22 protein-coding genes are annotated in these 21,540 nt (G+C 69.9%); 10 read left to right on the forward strand and 12 right to left on the reverse strand.

From position 1 onward, the window contains the following. Positions 1–2: 2 nt before the first annotated feature. Both ABWV53_RS09870 and ABWV53_RS09875 read left to right on the forward strand, forming a co-directional pair. Positions 3–812 (forward strand): alpha/beta fold hydrolase, encoded by an 810-nt coding sequence (locus ABWV53_RS09870; RefSeq protein WP_353365362.1) that lies wholly within the window; start codon positions 3–5, stop codon positions 810–812. Positions 813–902: 90 nt separating this feature from the next. Beyond that, complete coding sequence (locus tag ABWV53_RS09875; RefSeq protein WP_353365364.1) at positions 903–1,274, forward strand: Mpo1-like protein; 372 nt, start codon at positions 903–905, stop codon at positions 1,272–1,274. Positions 1,275–1,320: 46 nt separating this feature from the next. Here the strand turns inward: ABWV53_RS09875 and ABWV53_RS09880 are convergent, their stop codons facing one another. Next, positions 1,321–2,028, reverse strand: coding sequence for an HAD family hydrolase (locus ABWV53_RS09880; RefSeq protein WP_353365366.1), 708 nt, complete (start codon positions 2,026–2,028; stop codon positions 1,321–1,323). A 37-nt stretch (positions 2,029–2,065) separates the two neighbouring features. Between ABWV53_RS09880 and hemH the strand changes: the two genes are divergently transcribed. Beyond that, positions 2,066–3,100 carry a ferrochelatase gene (gene hemH, locus ABWV53_RS09885; RefSeq protein WP_353365368.1) on the forward strand — a complete coding sequence of 345 codons (1,035 nt, stop codon included), beginning with the start codon at positions 2,066–2,068 and terminating at the stop codon, positions 3,098–3,100. A 21-nt stretch (positions 3,101–3,121) separates the two neighbouring features. On the opposite strand, the gene ABWV53_RS09890 is transcribed toward hemH, so the two are convergent. Next, positions 3,122–3,526 carry a polyhydroxyalkanoate granule-associated phasin gene (locus ABWV53_RS09890; protein ID WP_353365370.1) on the reverse strand — a complete coding sequence of 135 codons (405 nt, stop codon included), beginning with the start codon at positions 3,524–3,526 and terminating at the stop codon, positions 3,122–3,124. A 432-nt stretch (positions 3,527–3,958) separates the two neighbouring features. On the opposite strand from ABWV53_RS09890, the gene ABWV53_RS09895 reads away from it, so the two are divergent. Beyond that, entirely contained in the window at positions 3,959–6,184 is a 2,226-nt protein-coding gene (locus tag ABWV53_RS09895; RefSeq protein WP_353365372.1) for a TonB-dependent receptor, read from the forward strand. 84 nt (positions 6,185–6,268) lie between these two features. Here the strand turns inward: ABWV53_RS09895 and ABWV53_RS09900 are convergent, their stop codons facing one another. The 3 genes from ABWV53_RS09900 to ABWV53_RS09910 all read right to left on the reverse strand — a co-directional run bounded on the left by ABWV53_RS09900 (position 6,269) and on the right by ABWV53_RS09910 (position 9,432). Beyond that, a complete protein-coding gene (locus ABWV53_RS09900) occupies positions 6,269–7,789 on the reverse strand; it encodes a tripartite tricarboxylate transporter permease (protein WP_353365374.1) in 1,521 nt (506 codons plus the stop codon). Further along, positions 7,789–8,358 carry a tripartite tricarboxylate transporter TctB family protein gene (locus ABWV53_RS09905; protein ID WP_502903861.1) on the reverse strand — a complete coding sequence of 190 codons (570 nt, stop codon included), beginning with the start codon at positions 8,356–8,358 and terminating at the stop codon, positions 7,789–7,791. The genes ABWV53_RS09900 and ABWV53_RS09905 overlap by 1 nt, the downstream gene beginning before the upstream one ends. A gap of 114 nt (positions 8,359–8,472) precedes the next feature. Further along, entirely contained in the window at positions 8,473–9,432 is a 960-nt protein-coding gene (locus ABWV53_RS09910; protein ID WP_353365376.1) for a Bug family tripartite tricarboxylate transporter substrate binding protein, read from the reverse strand. Positions 9,433–9,562: 130 nt separating this feature from the next. On the opposite strand from ABWV53_RS09910, the gene ABWV53_RS09915 reads away from it, so the two are divergent. Next, entirely contained in the window at positions 9,563–10,246 is a 684-nt protein-coding gene (locus tag ABWV53_RS09915) for a response regulator transcription factor (RefSeq protein ID WP_353365379.1), read from the forward strand. Further along, a complete protein-coding gene (locus tag ABWV53_RS09920) occupies positions 10,243–11,691 on the forward strand; it encodes a sensor histidine kinase (protein WP_353365381.1) in 1,449 nt (482 codons plus the stop codon). The genes ABWV53_RS09915 and ABWV53_RS09920 overlap by 4 nt, the downstream gene beginning before the upstream one ends. A gap of 27 nt (positions 11,692–11,718) precedes the next feature. On the opposite strand, the gene ABWV53_RS09925 is transcribed toward ABWV53_RS09920, so the two are convergent. Both ABWV53_RS09925 and ABWV53_RS09930 read right to left on the reverse strand, forming a co-directional pair. Continuing rightward, entirely contained in the window at positions 11,719–12,486 is a 768-nt protein-coding gene (locus tag ABWV53_RS09925; RefSeq protein ID WP_353365383.1) for an amino acid ABC transporter permease, read from the reverse strand. Between the two features lie 181 nt (positions 12,487–12,667). Next, entirely contained in the window at positions 12,668–13,435 is a 768-nt protein-coding gene (locus ABWV53_RS09930) for a basic amino acid ABC transporter substrate-binding protein (RefSeq protein ID WP_353365385.1), read from the reverse strand. Positions 13,436–13,560: 125 nt separating this feature from the next. On the opposite strand from ABWV53_RS09930, the gene ABWV53_RS09935 reads away from it, so the two are divergent. Continuing rightward, the gene (locus ABWV53_RS09935) at positions 13,561–13,986 is read left to right on the forward strand and encodes an RNA-binding S4 domain-containing protein (RefSeq protein WP_353365387.1); all 426 of its coding nucleotides are present in this window, start codon (positions 13,561–13,563) and stop codon (positions 13,984–13,986) included. Between the two features lie 46 nt (positions 13,987–14,032). Here ABWV53_RS09935 and ABWV53_RS09940 read toward each other — a convergent pair whose 3' ends face one another. Together ABWV53_RS09940 and pmbA are read right to left on the reverse strand one after the other, a co-directional pair. Continuing rightward, positions 14,033–14,338 carry a hypothetical protein gene (locus ABWV53_RS09940; protein WP_353365389.1) on the reverse strand — a complete coding sequence of 102 codons (306 nt, stop codon included), beginning with the start codon at positions 14,336–14,338 and terminating at the stop codon, positions 14,033–14,035. A gap of 299 nt (positions 14,339–14,637) precedes the next feature. Then, on the reverse strand, positions 14,638–16,050 hold the full coding sequence (gene pmbA, locus ABWV53_RS09945; RefSeq protein WP_353365391.1) for a metalloprotease PmbA: 1,413 nt from the start codon (positions 16,048–16,050) through the stop codon (positions 14,638–14,640). A gap of 112 nt (positions 16,051–16,162) precedes the next feature. On the opposite strand from pmbA, the gene yjgA reads away from it, so the two are divergent. Further along, positions 16,163–16,828 (forward strand): ribosome biogenesis factor YjgA, encoded by a 666-nt coding sequence (gene yjgA / locus ABWV53_RS09950; protein WP_353365393.1) that lies wholly within the window; start codon positions 16,163–16,165, stop codon positions 16,826–16,828. Between the two features lie 22 nt (positions 16,829–16,850). Then, a complete protein-coding gene (gene mog / locus ABWV53_RS09955) occupies positions 16,851–17,453 on the forward strand; it encodes a molybdopterin adenylyltransferase (protein ID WP_353366686.1) in 603 nt (200 codons plus the stop codon). A 107-nt stretch (positions 17,454–17,560) separates the two neighbouring features. Here mog and cysE read toward each other — a convergent pair whose 3' ends face one another. Next, a complete protein-coding gene (gene cysE, locus ABWV53_RS09960) occupies positions 17,561–18,343 on the reverse strand; it encodes a serine O-acetyltransferase (protein ID WP_353365395.1) in 783 nt (260 codons plus the stop codon). A gap of 64 nt (positions 18,344–18,407) precedes the next feature. Further along, complete coding sequence (locus tag ABWV53_RS09965; protein WP_353365397.1) at positions 18,408–19,217, reverse strand: RNA methyltransferase; 810 nt, start codon at positions 19,215–19,217, stop codon at positions 18,408–18,410. A 178-nt stretch (positions 19,218–19,395) separates the two neighbouring features. On the opposite strand from ABWV53_RS09965, the gene ABWV53_RS09970 reads away from it, so the two are divergent. Continuing rightward, positions 19,396–20,352, forward strand: a complete 957-nt coding sequence (locus tag ABWV53_RS09970) for an inositol monophosphatase family protein (RefSeq protein WP_353365399.1) — start codon at positions 19,396–19,398, stop codon at positions 20,350–20,352. A 42-nt stretch (positions 20,353–20,394) separates the two neighbouring features. Here ABWV53_RS09970 and ABWV53_RS09975 read toward each other — a convergent pair whose 3' ends face one another. After that, complete coding sequence (locus ABWV53_RS09975) at positions 20,395–21,531, reverse strand: response regulator (protein ID WP_353365400.1); 1,137 nt, start codon at positions 21,529–21,531, stop codon at positions 20,395–20,397. Positions 21,532–21,540: the final 9 nt, after the last annotated feature.

Below are 21,540 nucleotides of genomic sequence, written 5' to 3' on the forward strand. Positions count from 1 at the left end.
GCATGTACCTCGACGTCAACGGCGCCGCCACGTATTGCTACACCGGCGGCAAACCCTTCGATGCGGCCAAGCCCACCGTGGTGCTGATCCACGGCGTGCTGAACGACCACAGCGTGTGGGCCTTGCAGAGCCGCTACCTGGCGCACCACGGCTGGAACGTGCTGGCAGTGGACCTGCCCGGGCACTGCCGCAGCGCGGGCGACGCGCCCGAGAGCGTGGAGCAGGCGGCCGAATTCATCGTCGCCCTGCTGCAGGCGGCCGGCGCGCCGCGTGCCGCGCTGGCCGGCCACAGCTGGGGCTCGCTGATCGCGCTGGAGGCGGCCGCTCGGTTGCGGGACCGCGTCACCCACCTGGCGCTGGTCGGCACGGCCTACCCCATGAAGGTGTCGCCCGCCCTGCTGGACGCCGCGCTGAACGAGCCCGAGAAGGCGATGCGCATGGTCAACGTGTTCTCGCGCAGCACGCTGGCGCCGCCCTCGGGAGCGGGCGCCTGGGTGTTCGGCGCGGGTATGGCGCTGGGCCGGCGCGTGCTGCGCTCCAACACCGCGGTCAACGTGTTCCACCGCGGCTTCCAGGCCTGCGACCGGTACACGGGCGGCGAGGCGGCCATGGCCCGCGTCACCGCGACGGTGCTGTTCGCCCTGGGCCGCCAGGACCAGATGACCCAGCCGAAGGCGGCGCAGGGCCTGATCGCCGCGGCGCGGTCGGCGGGCCTGGCCGTCACGGTTACAGATCTGCCCAGCGGCCACCAGCAGATGTCGGAAGCGCCCGACGAGACGCTGTTCGCGCTGCGCGACTTTCTGGCGCGCTGATCGCGGGGCCGGCCCCCTGGCGCGGCGGGCGGCCGGCTTCTACACTGGTCTGGAGCGCCTCGCCCTCCAGAAGGCGCCAGGAGACACGCTATGCCCATCCCGACCCAGGCGGCGCCCTCGCCGCGATCGGCGCACCCCGCCGGCGCCACGCCGGTGGACCCGCGCAGCTTCCGGAGCTTCGCGGAGTTCTATCCGTTCTACCTGACCGAGCACAGCGACCGCACCTGCCGGCGCCTGCACTTCGCCGGCTCCACGCTGGCGCTGGCCTGCCTGGCGCTGATGGTCGCCACCGGGCATGCGGCGTGGTTGCTCGTGGGACTGCTCTGCGGCTACGGCTTCGCCTGGGTCGGGCACTTCGTGTTCGAGAAGAACCGGCCCGCCAGCTTCAAGCGGCCGCTCTACAGCTTCATGGGCGACTGGGCCATGTACCGCGACATCTGGCGGGGCAAGGTTTCACTATGAAATCAGGCTCCAGCGCTTGATCCACCTGGGCATCCAGCTACTTTTTTCATAGCCCCGCGTTCCACAGCGCGCAGAGCCCGCGCAGGTCGGTCACCGTGGCGTGCGGCAGGTGCGCATCGTCCAGCGGCCAGGGCTTGCCGGTGCGGTTGATCCACACCGCCTGCATGCCGGCGGCGACCGCGCCCCGCGCATCCATCGCCGCGTCGTCGCCCACGTGCAGCACCTCGTGCGGCGCCACGCCGGCCGCCTCGGCGGCGGCCCAAAAAATGCGCGCATCGGGCTTGGCCACGCCGAACTCCCGCGCACTGACGCTGGCGCGGAAATACTGGCCGATGCCGATCAGCTGGATGTCGGCATTGCCATTGGACAGCGCCACCAGCGGGTGCCGTGCCGCCAGGCACTCCAGCGTCTCCAGCGCGTCCTCGTACAGGTCGACCCGCTGGCGCTCCGCGAAGAACACCTCGTAGCCCCGCTCGGCCAGCGCCGTGTCCTCGCCGGCCGCATGCAGCGCCGCGCGAATGCTCTCGCGCCGCAGCGCGCTCAGGTCGTGCGACAGCTGCGGGTGCGCAGCCACCACGCCCGCCCGGATGGCACGCGCCGTCTCCGGCACCGCCAGCAGCGCGGCCGTGGCCGGCGCCGTGGTCAGCAGCCAGGCCCGCAGTGCCTGCTCCGCCCGCTCGATGGTGGGCCAGACCGGCCAGAGGGTGTCGTCCAGGTCGAGGGTGATGGCGCGGATGCGGGAAATGTCGAGCATGGCGGCGAGCATAACGGCCATCCTCCACAATGCCGGCATGTCCGCCACGCCCCTGCCCGCCCAGCCGCCCGCCAGCTCCGGCGGCCCTCGCACCGCCATCCTGCTCTGCAACCTCGGCACCCCCGACGAACCCACCGCCCCCGCCCTGCGGCGCTACCTCGCGCAGTTCCTGGGCGACCCGCGCGTGGTGGAGATTCCGCGCGTGGCGTGGCTGCCCATCCTGCACGGCATCATCCTGCGCATTCGGCCGGCCAAGTCGGCCGCCAAGTACGCCAGCATCTGGATGCCCGAGGGCTCGCCCCTGGCGGTGTGGACGGCCAGGCAGGCCGTGATGCTGCGCGGCTGGCTGGGCGAGGCAGGCTTGCGCGTCGGGGTGCGCCACGCCATGCGCTACGGCAACCCCTCGATCGCATCCCAGCTCGAGGCTTTGCGGGACGAAGGCGTGGACCGGGTGCTGGTGCTGCCGCTCTACCCCCAGTATTCGGCCACCACCACCGCCAGCGTGGTGGACGACGTCACGGCCTGGGCGCGGCGCCAGCGGCGGTTTCCGGAGCTGCGCTTCGTCAACAGCTATCACGACCACCCCGCCTACATCGACGCGCTGGCGCAGAGCGTGCGGGCGCACTGGGCGCGCGAGGGCGGCCCGGCCGAGCAGCTGGTGATGAGCTTTCACGGCATTCCCGAGCGCAACGTGCGCCTGGGCGACCCGTACCAGGCCGAGTGCCTGGCCACCGCCCGGCTGCTGACGCAGGCGCTGGGCCTGGCGCCGCACCAGTTCCGGGTGACCTTCCAGTCGCGCTTCGGCAAGGCGAAGTGGCTGGAGCCCTACACCGAGCCCACGCTCGTCGCCATGGCCGAGGCCGGCACGCGCAGCGTGGACGTGATGTGCCCGGGCTTCACGGGCGACTGCCTGGAGACGCTGGAAGAGATCAACATGGAAGCCCGCGAGGCCTTTCTGCACGCGGGCGGGCAGGCGTTCCGCTACATCCCGTGCATGAACGACAGCGGCCCGTGGATCACCGCCCTGAGCCAGATCGCCCAGCAGCACCTGGGAGGCTGGCCGGTGCGCTGACCGGCCGTCAGGCGCCGCCGGTCACAGCCGGTTCAGCCGTTTCGCATTGGCCACCGCCGCGGCGCGCACTGGCGCCAGGCCCTTGCCCATCACCCCCAGGGCGGCGGACTGCCACTGCGCGGCCAGCGCCTGCTGGCCCGCCCACGCCTGAGCGCCCCAGGGCGTGAACCAGCTGCGCGCCATGCTGGCCGCGAGCGCGGGGCCGGCCACCATGGACTGTGTGGCCATCGCCATCCAGGCCTGGGCGAAGGCGGTCTGCTTTTCCGCCACCATGCGGGTGAACTCGCGCTGGTCGCGCGCGGAAGGGCTGGCCCCCGCAGCGGCCATGCGGGCGAGTCGATGGGCGATGACCTGCGGGGCGGCGACGGACAGCTCCGTCCCCTGGCGCCACAAGGCCGCGGCCTTTTGTTGGTTTCTGCGTGTCATGTGTCGAGGCTCCCGGGCATGGCGCCCTGTGACGTGGTGTGCTGGATGAGCAAACCCTGGGCCATGCTGCGGCAAGGACCGCACGCAATGCGTAGGCATCGAGCCCGTCAACGCTTACGCACTTGATAACGGTTCTCATTCCCCCTAGAATGCCGGGCTTGCAAGCATGCTTCTCTGGTGGGGGAGGCCCCCTGGAGCGCGATGCAGTGCCCCGGGGGGGCCTGCTGCTGCGGCCCACCGCCAGCGGCGCCGCTTCTCACCCGTTTTTACCAGACAAGCCGGCCCAGCCTTCCCGCCCCTGGCGGCTTGCCTGCCGCAATGCCACGCCGTGCCCGCGCCTCTGGCGCTTTTTTTTCGCCAGTCCGCAGCCGGTCGTCCTCGCCGCCCGTTTCCGTTGCTCATCCACCCTTCGCCCTGCATCCAGGCCATTCCATGACCCGACTCCATCCCATCGCGGCAGCCGCAGTGCTCGCCTTGCACACGCTGTCCGTCCAGGCACAGAACACCGCGCCCGCCGCGCCGGCCACCGCGGCCGCGGCATTGCCCACCGTGGACGTCAGCGCCAGCGCCGATGCGTCGGCCCAGGGCCTTTCGCCCGCCTACGCCGGCGGGCAGGTCGCACGCGGCGGCCGGGCCGGCATCCTGGGTACGCGCGACAACATGGAGACGCCGTTCTCCATCACCAGCTACACCAACGAGCTGATCCAGGACCGCCACGCCCGCAGCGTGGGCGACGTGCTGCAGAACGACCCCTCCGTGCGCATGGCGCGCGGCTTCGGCAACTTCCAGGAGTCGTACTTCATTCGCGGCTTCCTGCTCAGCTCCGACGACGTCGCCTACAACGGCCTCTTCGGCCTGCTGCCGCGCCAGTACATCGCCACCGAGCTGTTCGAGCGGGTCGAGGTGCTGCGCGGCGCGTCGGCCTTCCTGGTGGGGGCCAGCCCCAACGGCGGCGGCATCGGCGGCAGCATCAACCTGCTGCCCAAGCGGGCCCCCAACGAGCCGCTGACGCGCATCACCACCAGCGTGGACGACAGCGGCAACGCCACGGTCGCGACCGACATCGCCCGCCGCGTGGGGCCGCAGGGCGACATCGGCATTCGCCTGAACGCGGCCTACCGCGGCGACGGCACGGCGGTGGATGACGAGAAGAGCCGGCTGGGCCTGGTTTCGCTGGGCGCGGACTGGCGCAGCCGCGACGTGCGGCTCTCGGGCGACATCGGCTGGCAGGACAACCGCCTGAAGCGCACGCGCACCAACGTCACGCCCTCGGCCACCCTGGCGGCCATCCCTGCGGCGCCGGATGCGAGCTCCAACTGGGCCCAGCCCTGGACGTATTCCAACGAGAAGGACATCTTCGGCACGCTGCGCGGCGAATGGGACATCGCCAGCGACGTCACCGCATGGGCCGCCTACGGCCTGCGCCGCAGCAAGGAAGCCAATTCGCTGGCCAACGTGACCCTGTCTTCCGCCGGCAACGGCGCCTTGACCACCAGCCGCTTCGACAACGCCCGCAAGGACCAGGTCGACACCGGCGAGCTGGGGCTGCGCGGCAAGCTGCGCACCGGCGCCGTGGGCCATGAATGGGTGGCGTCGTTCTCTGCCTTCCATTTGAAGAAGGACAACGCGTATGGCCTCAGTTCCGGGGTGAACCTGGCCACCAACCTCTACCAACCGGCTTCCTACGCCATCACGCCGCTCAACTTCCTGGGCAACGACCTGGCCGATCCGGCCTACAACGGCGGCACCAAGCTGCGCAGCTTCGCGCTGGGCGACACGCTTTCGTTCCTGGACGACCGCGCACTGCTCACCATCGGCGCCCGCCACCAGAAGATCGAGGTCGAGTCGGTCGCCTACCGCACGGTCATCAACGGCGCGGTGACCAACCCCGGCGGCGCCAGCACTGTCTACGAAGGCAGCCGCACCAGCCCCGTGCTGGGCGCGGTGTTCAAGCTCACGCCGCAGTTCTCGGTCTACGGCAACTACATCGAAGGCCTGGTGCAGGGCGACACCGCGCCCGCCACGTCGGGCGGCGTGCGGGTGACGAACGCCGGCGAGAACCTGGCGCCCTACGTCTCCAAGCAAAAGGAAGTCGGCCTCAAGTACGACGGCGGCCGCGTGGGCGGCGGCATCGCGCTCTTCTCCACCGAAAAGCCGCGCTCGGTGCTGGTGGACAACCGCTTCACCTCTGAGGGCGAAGACCGCCACCGGGGCGTGGAATTGACCGTGCATGGCGAGGCCATGCGCGGCCTGCGCCTGCTGGGCGGCGCCACCTGGCTGGACGCCGAGCAGCGCAGCACCGGCAACGCCGCCACCGACGGACGGCGCGTGATCGGCGTGCCCCGCCTGCAGGCCACGCTGGGCGCGGAATGGGACGTGCCCGGCGCCAGCGGCTGGGCGGTCGATGCGCGCGCGGTCTACACCGGAAGCCGTTATGCCAACGCCACCAACACGCTGCAGGCCAAGGCCTGGACGCGCCTGGACATGGGCGTGCGCTACCTGACCGAATGGAACGGCCGCGCCCTCACCTTGCGCGCCCGGGTGGACAACGTGGCCGACAAGAACTATTGGGCCTCCGTCGGCGGCTATCCCGGCTCGGGATACCTGGCGCTGGGCGCGCCCCGCACCTTCGTGGTCAGCGCCAGCGTGGATTTCTGACCCAGCCACCGCCAGCGTCACCCCCAAGCAAAACGCCCGGCTCGAGGCCGGGCGTTTTCGTTGGAACCGCTTGCCGTGGGTGGCTCAGGCGTCCAGCGGCTGCAGCCGCTGCAGCTTGCGGCGAGCCACGGTCTTCATGATGCGGGGCACGATCAGCACGGCCAGCACGATCACCAGCAGCGTGACCGACATGGGGCGCTGCAGGAAGACCATCCAGCTGCCCTCGCCGATGGAGATGGCGTTGCGCATCTGCGCTTCGGCCAATGGCCCCAGGATCATGCCCACCACCACCGGCGCGGTGGGGAAGTCGAAGCGCCGCATCAGCACGCCCAACAGGCCGATGCCGTAGAGCAGGAACAGATCGAACGTGCTCTGGCGCATGCCATAGGCACCCACCGTGGCGAAGATCAGGATGCCGGCGTAGAGCTGCGGCTTGGGCACCTTCAGCAGCTTCACCCACAGGCTGACCAGCGGCAGGTTCAGCACCAGCAGCATGATGTTGCCGATGTAGAGCGAGGCGATCAGCGCCCAGACCAGCGTGGCCGACGTGGTGAACAGTTGCGGGCCGGGGTTGATGCCGTAGTTCTGGAACGCGCCCAGCAGCACGGCCGTGGTGTTGGAGGTGGGAATGCCCAGCGTCAGCAGCGGAATCAGCGCGGCCGTCACCGTGGCGTTGTTGGCGGCCTCCGGGCCGGCCACGCCCTCGATGGCGCCCTTGGTGCCGAACTCGGCGTGGTCCTCGCCCTTGGCCAGCTTCTTCTCGGTGGCGTAGCTGAGGAAGGTCGGGATCTCCGTGCCGCCGGCCGGGATGCAGCCGAAGGGCGTGCCGATCAGCGTGCCGCGGATCCATGCGGGCACCGAGCGCTTCCAGTCGCGCTTCGTCATGTGCACGCGGCCCAGGCGGTTCTGCGTGTCGATCACCTTGCCCTCGTACATGGCGGCATGCAGCACCTCGGCCACGGCGAACAGGCCCACAGCCACCAGCACGATGTCGATGCCGTCCAGCAGCTCCGGCTGGCCCAGCGTGTAGCGGGCCGCGCCCGAGATCTGGTCCATGCCGATGCAGCCCAGCGCCAGGCCGACGAAGAGCGCGGTCATGCCGCGCACCGTGCTCTTGCCCAGCACCGCGCTCACGGTGGTGAAGGCCAGCACCATCAGCATGAAGTATTCGGGCGGGCCCAGCTTGACGGCGAAGTCGGCCACATAGGGCGCGAAGAGCGTCACCACCACCGTGGCGATGGTGCCGGCGATGAACGAGCCGATGGCCGCCGTGGCGAGCGCCGCGCCGGCGCGGCCGCTCTTGGCCATCTTGTTGCCTTCCATGGCCGTCACCATGCTCGCCGTCTCGCCCGGCGTGTTCAGCAGGATGGAGGTGGTCGATCCACCGTACATGGCGCCATAGTAGATGCCGGCGAAGAAGATCATCGAGGCCGTGACCTCGACCTTGGCGGTGATGGGCAGCAGCATGGCCACCGCCACGGCCGGGCCGATGCCGGGCAGCACGCCAACGGCGGTACCCAGCGCGCAGCCCACCAGGGCCCAGAGCAGGTTGGCGGGCGTGGCCGCGGTGGCGAAGCCGGCCAGCAGTGCGTCGAAGATTTCCATTACAGCCACCCCGTGTTCGTCAGGCCCGGCAGGTTGATCGCCAGGAATTGGGTGAACGCCCAGAAGACGGGCGCCGAAATGAGCAGGCCGGTGACCAGGTCGGTGGCCCAGGTGCGCAGCTGCCCGGCGGCGGGCTGGCCGGCGGCGCGGCGCAGCCCCTGCACCGCGAGCACGTAGCAGAGGGTGCAGCTCAGGATGAAGCCCAGGGTGGTGATGAGCGCCGCGTTCAGCAGCAGGCCCGCCGAGACCCACACGAATGCGCCCTTGTCGGCACGCTCCGCGCCGGGGGCGGCGTCCAGCTCGCGGAAGCCGCCGGAGAGCGCCTCCCACACGAGGAAGACGCCGCACACGGCCAGCACACCCGACACCAGCCACGGCAGAAAGTTGGGGCCGACACCGCCGTAGCCCGAATTGGAAGGGATGTCGAGCGCGCCCCAGGCCAGGGCGGCGGCCGTCAGCAACACGCCGACGCCGACGGCGACCTGCATGCCGGTCGCGGGCACGCCGGCGGCGCCGGGCGCGGGTGGTGCGTCGCCTGCGGTGAGGGGGGAATTCAGTGGTTCAGTCATGGGAAAGCTCCGGGAGCCGGGCGCGGCGATGGCTGCGCAATCCGGCTGGGCGGCCTGCGGCGCCGCAGGCCGGCTCCGCCGTCAGGGGCGGAGCGGGTGCGCCACCGCGCTGGGTCAGACCATGCCGGCCTTGACCATCGTCGCGCGCAGGCTGGCGAATTCGGCATCGACGAAGTTGCCGAACTCGTCGCCCGCCAGCCAGGCGGGCGTCCAGTCGTTCTTCTCCAGCGACTCGGCCCAGCTCTTGCTCTTGAGCGCGGCGGCCACCATGTCGATCAGCGCCTTGCGCTGGGCCGGCGTGATGCCGGGCGCCGCGTACACGCCGCGCCAGTTGCCGATCTCCACGTTGATGCCCTGCTCCTTGAGCGTGGGCACCGACGAGCCCTTGAGCCGCTGTCCCGACGTGACCGCCACCGGCACCATCTTCTTGGTGTTGATGTATTCGGCCATCTCGCTGTAGCCGCCGCCGCCGATGGTCACGTTGCCGCCCAGGATGGCGGCGATGGCTTCGCCGCCCCCACGGAAGGCCACGTAGTTGATCTTGGCCGGGTCCACGCCGACTTCGCGGGCGATCATGGCCGCCGCGATGTGCTCGGTGGAGCCGCGCGAGCCGCCGCCCCATTTCACGCTTCCGGGGTCCTTCTTCAGCTGGACGATCACCTCGGCCATCGACTTGTAGGGCGAGTTGGCCGGCAGCACGAAGACGTTGTATTCGCTGGTCAGGCGCGCGATGGGCGTGGCCTGCGACAGGTTGACCGGCGGCTTGCCGGTGATGATGCCGCCCAGCATCACGGCGCCCATCACCATCAGCGCGTTCGGGTCGCCCTTGGAGCCGTTGACGAACTGCGCCAGGCCGATGGCACCGGCCGCCCCGCCCTTGTTGTCATAGGTGACGGAAGACGCCACGCCCGCGTCCTGCAGCGCCTTGCCCAGTGCACGGCCCGTGGTGTCCCAGCCGCCGCCGGGGTTGGCGGGCAGCAGCATCTTCACGGCAGTGGCGGCCTGGGCCGACAGGGGCAAGGTGCCGGCGGCCGCGAGGGCGGCCAGGGACTTGAGGAAGGTATCGCGACGCATGGATGTCTCCTGTTGTGGGTGCAATCTGACGCAGGCGATGATGCGCGCGCATCCTGTCAAACGGCTGTCCGCAGACTCAGGGAAAACACCCACCTGCCACCCCCGTATCGCCGGTGCTAAGGTGCCGCGCATGCAACTGTTACTCGTGGAAGACGACGCCGCCATGCAGGCCACGCTGCAGCGCTCGCTGGCGCGCCGGGGCATGGAGGTCACGGCCCTGGGCGACGGCCGCGAGGCCCTGGCGCAGTGGACGGCGCAGCCGCCCGATGCCGTGGTGCTCGACCTCAGCCTGCCCGGCCTGGACGGCCTGCAGGTGCTGCAGCAGGCCCGCGCGCGGGGCCTGCGCACCCCCGTGCTGCTGCTGACGGCACGCGGCACGGTGGGCGACCGCGTGCTGGGCCTCAACGCCGGCGCCGACGACTACCTGCCCAAGCCCTTCGACCTGGACGAGCTGGAGGCCCGGCTGCGCGCCCTGCTGCGGCGCAGCGGCGAGCCTTCAGAGGCCAAATCGGCCTCCAGCGCCCTTCTGATCGGCGCCATACGCTATGAAAAAGAGAGCGGAGCGATCTACCTGGGCAACGAGGTGATGGAGTTCACCCCCCGCGAGCTGGCGCTGATGCACGCCCTGCTGGCGCAGCCGGGCCACGCGGTGACGAAGGAGCGGCTCTACGAGCTGGTCTTTCCGGGCCAGCTGGACGTGCAGTACGAGGCCATCGAGGTCGTGGTCTACCGCCTGCGCAAGAAGCTGGCCGGCACCCGCCTCACGCTGATGACGCTGCGCGGCCTCGGCTACCTGCTCAAGGCCGAGGCGTGAGCCGCGCGCCAAGGCGGCCCGCCGCCCGATCACTGCGCCGGCAGCTGCTGGTGGGCATCCTGGTGCCGGTGATCGCGTTCGTGGTGTTCAACACGCTGAGCCTCTACCGCGAGACGCTGGATTCGCTGCACACCGCCTACGACCGCACCCTGCTCGCCTCCACCAAGAGCATCAGCGAGCAGCTGGACGTGAGCGGCTACGACGACGCCGCCATCCTGCGCGCCATCGTGCCCTATTCGGCGCTGGAGACCTTCGAGGCCGACAACCAGAGCCGCATGTTCTACCGCGTCTCCAACCTGCACGGCGAGCTGGTGTCGGGGTTTGCCGAGCTGCCGGTCTGGCGCGGGCGCATCCCGGCCCGGCCACCCTATTCCGCGCTGGTCGACTTCTACGACGACGAATTCCGTGGCCAGCCGGTGCGCGTGGCCGTGCTGCTGCAGCCCGTGTCTTCGCCGCAAGGGCGCGGCATGGCGGTGATCCAGGTCGCCGAGACGCTGGAGCTGCGCCAGGCCCTGGCGCTGCAGATGCTGTGGGCCACGGTGGCGCGCCAGGCATTGCTGGTGGCCGCCATCGCGCTCATCGTGGTGCTGGTGGTGCAGCGCGCCACGCGGCCGGTGCGCCAGCTGAGCGCCCACCTGCAGGCCCGCTCGGAAGAGGAGCTCGACCCGATCACGGCCCCCGCCGCGCCGCGCGAGTTGCAGCCGCTCATTGACGCGACCAACGGCGTCATGCAGCGCCTGGCCCACCTGCTGGAACACCAGAAACGCTTCGTGCGCGATGCCTCGCATCAGCTGCGCACGCCGCTGGCCGTGCTCAAGACCCAGGTGCAGTCGGCCCTTCGGGGCGACGCGCCGCCGGACCAGGCCCTGCGCGAGATCGGCGACACGGTGGACCGCGCCACGCAACTGGCCAACCAGATGCTGGCGCTGGCCAAGGTGGAGCAGCTGCGCCAGCAGAGCACCCCGCCCGTCACCCGGCTGGACACGGTGCTGCGCGAGGTGGCGCTGGACCTCTCGCCCCTGGTGGCGCAGAACGACCTGGATTTCGGCATCCACACCGACCCCGCGCCCATGCAGGCGCACGAATGGATGCTGCGCGAACTCACGCGCAACCTGCTGCACAACGCCGTGCGCCACGCGCCGCCCGGCAGCACGCTGACGGTGGACCTGCGCACCGATGGGCGCCATGCCGCGCTCACCATCGCCGACCAGGGGCCAGGCATCGATGCGGAGCTGGCCACGCGGCTCTTCCAGCCCTTCTCGGCCGGCGACATCCGCACCGGCTCGGGCCTGGGCCTGGCGATCTGCCAGGAGATCGTGCAGGCGCTGGGCGGCAGCATCGCCCTCGTCAATCGCCTGCAGGGCAGCCGCGTCGAAGGGCTGGACGCCATCGTGCGGGTGCCGCTGGCGGCCGGGACGGGTGGCGCGCCGACGGGCGGTGCCTGAGCCGGAGCAGCCGATGCCAGGACCCGTTCACACCCGGTCGCTGCGGGCCAGGTGGTGTTCGAGCCGCCGCAGGCCGCCGGTGAGCGCCAGCGTCATCAGCCAGTAGGCAAGCGCGATCGCGAGGTACGGCTCCCAGTAGCGCGAGTACGCCCCGGCCACCGTGCGGGCGGCGTAGGCCATCTCGGCCAGGCCGATCGCGGAGATCAGCGAGGTGTCCTTCAGCAGCGAGATCGCGTTGTTGCCCAGCGGCGGCAGCATGCGGCGAAAGGCCTGGGGCAGCACCACGTGGCGCATCACCTGGCCGGGCGTGAAGCCCAATGACCGGCCCGCGTCGGACTGGCCGCGCGCGATCGACTGGATGCCGGCGCGAAACACCTCGGAGATGTAGGCAGCGGAGTTGAGCGTCAGCGCCACGATGCCCGAGATGAGCGCGCCGTGGTCCTGCTTGAGCGTGCGCGCGAAGTCCCCGGTCACCAGCAGCCCCGACGTGGGGTGGATGAAGAGCGGCATCACCGCAAAATGCATGAGCAGGATCTGCACGAAGAGCGGCGTGCCGCGAAAGAAGCTCACGTACACGGTGGACGGCCAGCGCAGCAGATAGCGGCACACCCCGCTCCACGGAGCATGGCGCGCATGCGCCAGCCGCGCCAGGGCCAGCAGCAACCCCCAGATACCGCCCGCCAGCACGCAGACCACGGTGACCCCGAGCGTCATCCAGGCGCCCTGGATGAACAGGTCCTTGTACTCCACCAGGATGTCCGGCCGGAACCAGCCAAACCACTCGACAGGCTGCATGGCATTTTCCTCTCCAAAACTCACGGGAAGCACAAGGCTGCCCTTTCCGCGCTGCCAGCCGCAGGGAAGGCAACCGCCGTGCCAAAAGAGAAAGCGGGCGCGCCCGGCACCCGCTCACCACGGCGTTCACGAACGCCTGTTCCCCGGGCCCGGAACAGCGGCGGGGACTTCAGATCGCAGATCAGCGCGGCTGGTAGTCCTTGCCGAACCACTTCTTGTAGATCTGGTTGTAGCTGCCGTCGGCACGCACGGCGGCCAGGCCGGCGTTGAGCTTGGACTGCAGCGCCTTGTCGCCCTTCTTGACCACGATGCCGAAACCCTCGACGGGGAAGGCTGGATCTTCGACGGTCTTGAGCGCCGCGTTCTGCGACACGCGGAAAGCGATCACGCCGTTGTCGCCGATGGCCGCGTCGACCCCGCCACCGGCGAGCTCGGAAATGATGAGCGGCGTGCTCTCGAAGCGGCGGATGTTCGGGCTGGTCTTGCCGAACTCGCGCGAGGCCACGTCGTCCGCGGTGGAGGCATTCACCACCGCGACCTTCTTGCCCGCCAGGTCCTTCAGCGAGGTCACCGTGCTGGCCTTGGGCACGGCGATCAGCTGCTGCGCCGCGAAGTAGGGTTCGGTGAAGTCGTAGCTCTGGCGGCGCTTGTCGTTGATCGTGACACCGGAGATGACCAGGTCCACGTCGCCGTTGTTCAGCGCGGCGAAGATGCCGCTCCAGGGCGTGTTCACGATCTTGATCTTCAGCGACTGCTGCTTCGCGATGGCGTTGATGATGTCGATGTCGAAACCGACGATCTGCTTGTCCTTGTTCTCGAACGCGAAGGGGGCATAGGTGGCGCTGGAGGCGACCGTGAGCACCCGGTCCTGGGACTGTGCGGACAGGGGAACGGACAGCGCCGTGGCGAGGCCGAGGCCGATGGCGAAAACGCGGCGTGAAAGAGGCATGGGCGACTGGATGGTGACGGGAAAACGAAGCCGCGAAGTATAGGTGCAGGGTCTTTGGCGGGCCGGGGCCGTTGCGCCTCGGCCGGAGGGTGCGCCCCCGGCTGCGCATAGGCACAATGGCGTCAATGACCACAACCCCCATGGCATCGATGCGGCTGGACAAATGGCTCTGGTGCGCACGTTTCTATAAGACGCGCAGCCTGTCGGCGCAGGAGATCGACAAGGGCCGCGTGACGGTCAACGGCCAGTTGGCGAAGCCGTCGCGCGAGGTGCGGCCGGGCGATACCCTGGTGATGCGCCAGGGGCCCGTGGAGCGCACCGTGGCCGTGCGCGCCTTGAGCGGCCTGCGCGGGCCGGCGCCGGCCGCGCAACTGCTCTACGAGGAAACCGCCGAGAGCCTGGCCAGGCGGGCGGAAGCGGCCGAGATGCGCCGCCTGGCGCCCGAGCCGGCCGCGACGCTGCAGGAGGGCCGGCCCACCAAGCGCGACCGCCGCAACATCGACCAGGCGCGGGACTGGGGCCAGCGCTGGAGCGCGTCCATCGACGACTGATGCCGTGCCCAAGGCCCTGCATGCGGGGCGCGTGGGGCTCGCGGCGTCAGGCCGCCAGCGGTTCGGGGAAGTAGGTGGACAGGGCGTCGCCCTCGCCGGCCAGCAGGCTCAGGTAGGACGGCGCCACCGGCTTGTCGCAGGGCACGGCGCGAAAGCGCACGGCCACGTCGGCGGCAGCAGGGGAGAAGAACAGATGCACCTGGTCCGCGACGGAGTCGTAGCTGGAGAAAAGCGCACGGCCGGAGCCGGGCTTGTCCATCAGGAACCGGGCCATGAAGATCTGCTGAATCTGACGGGCGGGCTCGAATGCCTTGCGTTCGCTGCCCAGGTCCAGGCGGTACCAACTGTTCACGATAGCCTCTCACCGGAAAAACCGGAAAAATGGAGATGGAGCCATCCTAGAAAACCCTGAGACGACAGGCGTTCGCGCCGGGCGCATGCGGCCGTAGGACGATGCCGCAGCAGGGTGGAAAGCGGTGGGACGACTCAACGGCGCGTTTCCATCAGACGGCACATCCGGACGCCACAAAACGCAGGCCGCGCCCTAAGATCACTCTCGTCGGCCCTCCAGCCGACAACCCTCCCTTTGCTTTTCAAGCAATTCGACCCGCCTCGGCGGGTCTTTTTTTGCCTGGACGCAAGCAGGGCCGATCAGCTGCCCGCCACCTTCATGCGATTGATAAGCACGGAGCCGACCGTCTTGGCGCCGTAGTTGTAGGCGTCCGAGCCCACGGCCTCGATGCCGCGGAACATGTCCTTCAGGTTGCCGGCGATGGTGATCTCGTGCACCGGGAAGGCGATCTCGCCGTTCTCCACCCAGAAGCCGCTGGCGCCACGCGAATAGTCGCCGGTGACGTAGTTCACGCCCTGGCCCATCAGCTCGATCACGAAGAGGCCGGTGCCGAGCTTCTTCAGCATGGCATCCAGATCGTCGCCCGGCCGGGTGTGGCGCGAGGTGAGGCTCAGGTTGTGCGAGCCGCCGGCATTGCCGGTGGTCTTCATGCCCAGCTTGCGCGCCGAATAGGTAGAGAGAAAGTAGCCCTCGACCCGGCCGGCGTTGACCACCTTGCGGGCCGCCACGCGCACGCCCTCTTCATCGAACGGCGAGCTGCCCTTGCCGCGCAGCAGGAAGGGGTCTTCCACCACGTCGATGTGCTGGGGGAAGACGCGCTGGCCGAGCGAATCGAGCAGGAAGCTGCTCTTGCGGTAGAGCGCGCCGCCGCTCACCGCCTGTACGAAGCCGCCCAGCAGGCCGGCCGCCAGAGGCGATTCGAACAGCACCGGGCATTCGGTGGTGGCGATCTTGCGGCTGCCCAGCCGGCTCAGGGCGCGCTCGGCGGCGTAGCGGCCGATGCGCGCGGGCGCCGCCAGCTCGGCCGCGTCGCGCATGGAGCTGTACCAGGCGTCGCGCTGCATTTCGGCATTGCGGCCGGGCAGCGAGGCGATGGGCGCCACCGACATGCTGTGGCGCGAGCTGGCATAGCCGCCGCGAAAGCCGCGCGTGTGGGCGCTGAAGAAATGGCTCTGCTGGGCCGACACGCCCGCGCCCTCGCTGTTGGTGATGCGCTTGTGCGTGCCGAGCGCCGCCTCCTCGCATTCCAGCGCCAGCCGGGCCGCGGTTTCGCTGTCGATGGCCCAGGGGTGGAAGAGCTGCAGGTCGCGGTGCGTGGCCTCGGGCGCGATGTCGGCCGCGTCGGGCAGGCCGGCCACGGGGTCTTCGGCGGTGAAGCGGGCGATGTCGTGCGCGGCCTGCACGGTGCGCTCGATGGCCGCGAGGGAGAAGTCCGACGTGCTGGCGTTGCCGCGCCGGTGGCCCACGTACACCGTCACGCCCAGCGACTTGTCGCGGTTGCGCTCCACGGTCTCCAGCTCGCCCTTGCGCACGTTCACCGACAGGCCGCAGCCCTCCGAGGCCTCGGCGCCCGCGTCGGTCGCGCCGAGCGTCAGCGCATGCGCCAGGGCGTGGTCAACCAGGCCTTCGAAGAACGAACGGGTGTAGCTGAAGCCGTTGTCGGCAGGGGCGGAATCGGCGCCTTGGGCGGCGTGTGCACGGGGTGTATTCATATCGGCAGCTATGATACTTGCCGCTCCCCGGCGCCATGGAGCCGGGTCTTTTCTCCGGGCGCGCTTCGGCTTGTCGAGCCGCGCCCCTGTCTCCCTTCCCGCCTCCCCCACCATGTCACGCAAACCCACCAAAGGCTACTTCGTGCGAGGCCAGTTCGTCGCCGAGGGCAGCGAACTGGACATCCAGCTCAAGGCCGAGCTCAAAGGCACGAGCGAGTCGAGCCGCACCGACCTGAAGCGCGAAAGCGATGCGCTGCAGGACCTGGGCCGCGACCTGCTCACGCTGCGCGCCGACCTGCTGGAGCGCCTGCAGCTGCCGGAAAAGCTGGCCGACGCGCTGGCCGAGGCCAGGCGCATCACCAACTTCGAGGGCAAGCGCCGCCAGATGCAATACGTCGGCAAGCTGATGCGCAAGCTCGACGAGGCCACCGTGCAGGCCGCCCAGGCCGCCTTGCAGGAGCAGCACAGCGGATCGGCCAGCGAGAAGCTGGCGCTGCACCAGGCCGAGCAGTGGCGCGAACGGCTGATCGCCGAGGACGGCGCGCTGGCCGAATGGCTGGAGCAGTTCCCGCGCACCGACACCCAGCAGATCCGCGCGCTGATCCGCCAGGCGCGCAAGGACGCGCAGCCCGAGGGCAAGGTCGCCAACGTGCAGGTGTCGCAGGGCCTGGCCCCGCGCAAGGGCCGCGCCTACCGCGAGCTGTTCCAGCTGGTGCGCGAGCAGATGGACGATGCGAGCACCGAAGCCCACGACGAAGGAGCGCCCACCGATGACTGACACCCTGAATCCCCCCGCCCCCATGCCCGACCCGCGCTGCGACGCCGTGCGCATCGGCATCGTCTCGGTCAGCGACCGCGCCAGCAGCGGCGTGTACGAGGACAAGGGCCTGCCCGCGCTGCAGGACTGGCTGGACCGGGCGCTGCTGAACCCGGTGAGCTACGAGCCGCGCCTGATCGCGGACGACCAGGCCACCATCGCGCAGACGCTGCGGGACCTGGTGGACGTCTCCGGCTGCGACCTGGTGCTGACCACGGGCGGCACCGGCCCCGCCCTGCGCGACGTGACGCCCGAGGCCACGCTGGCGGTGGCGCACAAGGAGATGCCGGGCTTCGGCGAGCAGATGCGCCAGATCTCGCTGCACTTCGTGCCCACGGCGATCCTCTCGCGCCAGGTGGCGGTGGTGCGCGGCAAGGCGCTCATCATCAACCTGCCGGGCCAGCCCAAGGCGATCGCCGAGACCCTGGGCGGCGTGAAGGACGCGGCGGGCGCGCAGTCGGTGCCGGGCATCTTCGCGGCGGTGCCCTACTGCATCGACCTGATCGGCGGGCCGTACATCGAGACGCGGGACGCGGTGTGCAAGGCCTTCCGGCCCAAGAACGCGCAGCGGCCGGCGCGCGACTGAACCGGCCTCCATAGCAGTCCCAGAGGCCGCAGGCGCTTGTGTATCAAGCGCATGCAGCTATTCTTTTCATAGCAAACAGGCGGCAGGCGACGCCTTCGCTTGGCGCTTTACTTGCCCACCAGCGCGTTCAGCCGCTCGGCCTCGAACTGCTCGCAGCGCGCCGCGTCGCCCGGCACGCAGCCGCCGGCCTGCGGCGCGGTGCGGGCCAGCTTCTCGATCGCTTCCCAGAGCAGCGCGATCTGCCGCTCCTGCGACGAGGCGTTGTCGATCAGCCCGCGCATGGCCTGCGACAGCGGGTCGTCTTCCTGGGTGATGCCGTAGGCCGTGAAGCTGCGCGCGGGCTGCGGCTCGGTGACGTCGGCGCTGGCGCCGCTCCTGGACGGAATGATGCGCGCCGGAATGCCCACCGCCGTGGCGCCTGCCGGCACCGGCTTGATGACCACCGCATTGCTGCCGATCTTGGCGCCGTCGCCCACCTCGAAGCCGCCCAGCACCTTGGCGCCCGCGCTCACCACCACGTCGCGCCCGAGCGTGGGGTGGCGCTTGGCGCCCTTGTAGAGCGAGGTGCCGCCCAGCGTGACGCCCTGGTAGATGGTGCAGCCGTCGCCGATCACGGCGGTCTCGCCCACCACCACGCCCATGGCATGGTCGAAGAACACGCGCTCGCCGATCACCGCGCCCGGGTGGATCTCGATGCCTGTGAGCCAACGCGAGAAGTTGGAGATGAAGCGCCCCGGCCACTTCAGCCCGTGCTGCCAGCACCAGTGGGCCGGTCGGTGCAGCCAGATCGCGTGCAGGCCCGGGTAGCAGGTCACCACCTCCCACGTGCTGCGTGCGGCAGGATCGCGGTCGAGGATGCACTGGATATCGGAGCGGAGGCGACGGAACATGGAACGAGCGGGTTCTTTGAGGGGCCCCGGGCCATCGGCGACGACCCGGACAACGGCGCGCAGTCTATCGCCGCGCGCGCTCCGCTGTCTCCAGCATGGCTTTGGCCACGCCGCGCAGGATGTGGATCTCCTCCTGCCCCAGTTGCGCGCGATTGAACAGCTGGTTCAGCCGGGGCATGAGCTTCTTGGGCGCGGCGGGGTCGAGAAAGCCGATCTCGACCAGCGCCCGCTCCCAGTGCGCGAGCATGCCCGCGACCTGCCGGGCGTCGGCCCGCGCCGGGGCGGCGCCTGCGCCTGCCGGGGCCGGCGACCCGAAGCCGCCCAGCGCCTGGCGCCACTCGTAGGCGATCACCTGCACCGCCGCGCCCAGGTTGAGCGAGCCGAACTGCGGATCGGTGGGAATGGAGAGCGCCACATGGCAGCGGTAGACGTCCTCGTTGGCCATGCCGAAGCGCTCGCTGCCGAAGAGGAAGGCCACGCCGGCCTCCCCCGCAGGCGCCCCAGCTGCCAGATTCGCAGTCAAATCAGGCTCCAGCGCTTGATATTCCTGGGCCTGATGCTCACTTTTCAATAGCATCTCGAAATGCGCCCGGGGCTCGCGCGTGGGCGGCCCGAAGTCGCGCGGCGTCATCGCCGTGGCGCACAGGTGGCTGATGCCGTCCAGCGCCTCGTCCAGCGTGGCGACGATGCGGGCGTTGGCCAGCACGTCCAGCGCCCCGCTCGCGCGCTGGATGGTTTCCTCGCGCCGCAGCACGTTGGCCCAGCGCGGGGCCACCAGCACCAGGTCGTCGAAACCCATGGTCTTCATGGCGCGCGCCGTGGCGCCCACGTTGCCGGCATGGCTGGTCTGGATGAGGATGAAGCGGGTTTTCATGCGGGAAGCCGAGGAAGGGGAAACGGTGCGCCCGGGCGGGGCGCGACAGGCGGCGATTGTCGCCGCCTCGGCGAATCGGCGCGTCCTGGGTAAAATGCCGCCTTTGCGCGCCGGCATCGCCCGGCGCGCCGTCCATCCGGAGCCCCCCGGCGCTCCACCGCTCCTTCATCACAATCCAATGTCGACCAATCTGCATCCCATGCTCAACGTGGCCATCAAGGCCGCACGCGCCGCCGGCGCCATCATCAACCGCGCGGCGCTGGACGTGGAATCCGTGCGCATCTCGCAAAAGCAGATCAACGACTTCGTGACCGAAGTGGACCACGCCAGCGAGAAGATCATCATCGAGACGCTGCTGGGCGCCTACCCGGGCCACGGCATCCTGGCCGAAGAATCGGGCACCAGCCATGGCGCCAAGGATTCCGAATTCATCTGGATCATCGACCCGCTGGACGGCACCACCAACTTCATCCACGGCTTTCCCGTCTACTGCGTCAGCATCGCGCTGGCCGTGCGCGGCAAGGTCGAGCAGGCGGTCATCTACGACCCCACCCGCAACGACCTTTTCACCGCCACCAAGGGCCGCGGCGCCTACCTGAACGAGCGCCGCATCCGCGTCTCCAAGCGCACGCAGCTCAAGGAATCGCTGATCTCCACCGGCTTCCCGTTCCGCCCGGGCGACAACTTCAAGAACTACCTGAACATCATGGCCGACGTGATGCAGCGCACCGCCGGCCTGCGCCGCCCCGGCGCCGCCGCGCTGGACCTGGCCTACGTGGCCGCCGGCTTCACCGAGGGCTTCTTCGAGACGGGCCTGTCGATCTGGGACGTGGCGGCCGGCTCCCTGCTGGTGACGGAAGCGGGCGGCCTGGTGGGCAACTTCACCGGCGAGGCCGACTTCATGGAACAGCGCGAATGCCTGGCCGGCGCGCCGCGCATCTACGGCCAGCTGGTGCCCATCCTCAGCAAGTACAGCAAGTTCGCCAGCGCGGGCGACAAGGCGGCCGTGCGCCAGGCGGCCGACGCGCTGGATGTGCCGGTGCTGGCGGACGATGCAGCGCCCACCCCGGGCGATACCTTGGCGTCCGCCCCGGCGGCGGAAGCCGGCGACAAGCCCGCGCCCGCGCCTTTCTGAGGGCGGCCCGGCCCGCCTGCGCACGGCGGGCGCCCGCCGGGGTCACGCGCCGTCGTCGTCGGGGTACTTCACCGTGATCTGCCTGAAGTCCTCGGCCACCTCCACGAAGGCGTCCACCATGTCGGGATCGAAATGGTTGCCCCGGCCGCGCACGATGGTGCCGCAGGCCTGCTCGTGGGTGTAGGCGGGCTTGTACACGCGGCGGCTGATGAGCGCGTCGTACACGTCCGCCACCGCCATCAGCCGGGCCGACACCGGAATGTCGTCGCCCCGCAGCCCCTGCGGGTAGCCGCTGCCGTCCCACTTCTCCTGGTGGCTGTAGGCGATCTCCTTGGACGTGCTGAGAAAGGCGACCCGCATGCCCAGCCGCCGCTCGGCCTTCTCGATGGCCTCGCGCCCGAGCGTGGTGTGCGTCTTCATGATCTCGAATTCCTCGGCCGTCAGCGGCCCGGGCTTGAGCAGGATGCTGTCGGGAATGCCGATCTTGCCGATGTCGTGCAGCGGCGCCGACTTGTAGAGCAGGTCGATGGTGCGGTCGTTCAGCAGGTATTCGAAGCGCGGGTGGCGGCGCAGGCGCTCGGCCAGCACCTTCACGTACAGCTGGGTGCGGCGGATGTGGTTGCCCGTCTCGTTGTCGCGGGTTTCGGCGAGCGAGGTCATGGCCATGATGGTCACGTCCTGGATCGCCTGCACCTCCAGCGTGCGCAGCGCCACTTCGCGCTCCAGGTAGGCGCTCTTGTTGCGCAGGAAGTCGGCCGTGGCCTTGAGCGCCAGGTGGGTGTGCACCCGCGCCAGCAGGATCGGCGGGCTGATGGGCTTGGTGATGTAGTCCACCGCGCCCAGCGCCAGGCCGGCGCGCTCGTCCTCCGATTCGGAGCGCGCCGTCAGGAAGATGACGGGAATGTCGCGGGTGGCCGCATGGGCCTTCAGGCGCCGGCAGACTTCATGGCCGTCCATGCCGGGCATCATGATGTCCAGCAGGATCAGGTCGGGCGGCGTGGCCGATTGCGCGATCCTGAGCGCCTTCTCGCCGCCGTTGGCCACCCGCACGTGGTAGCGGCCCGCCAGCAGGTTGCCCATCAGCGTGAGGTTGTCGGGCGTGTCGTCCACCACCAGCACCGTGGCGCTGGGCTTGTCCGCGAAACGGTCGCGGGGGTCGGCTGGCAAGGTCGAATCCATGGTGGCGGC

Source organism: Acidovorax sp. FG27, assembly GCF_040365715.1.
GTDB lineage: Bacteria > Pseudomonadota > Gammaproteobacteria > Burkholderiales > Burkholderiaceae_C > Paracidovorax.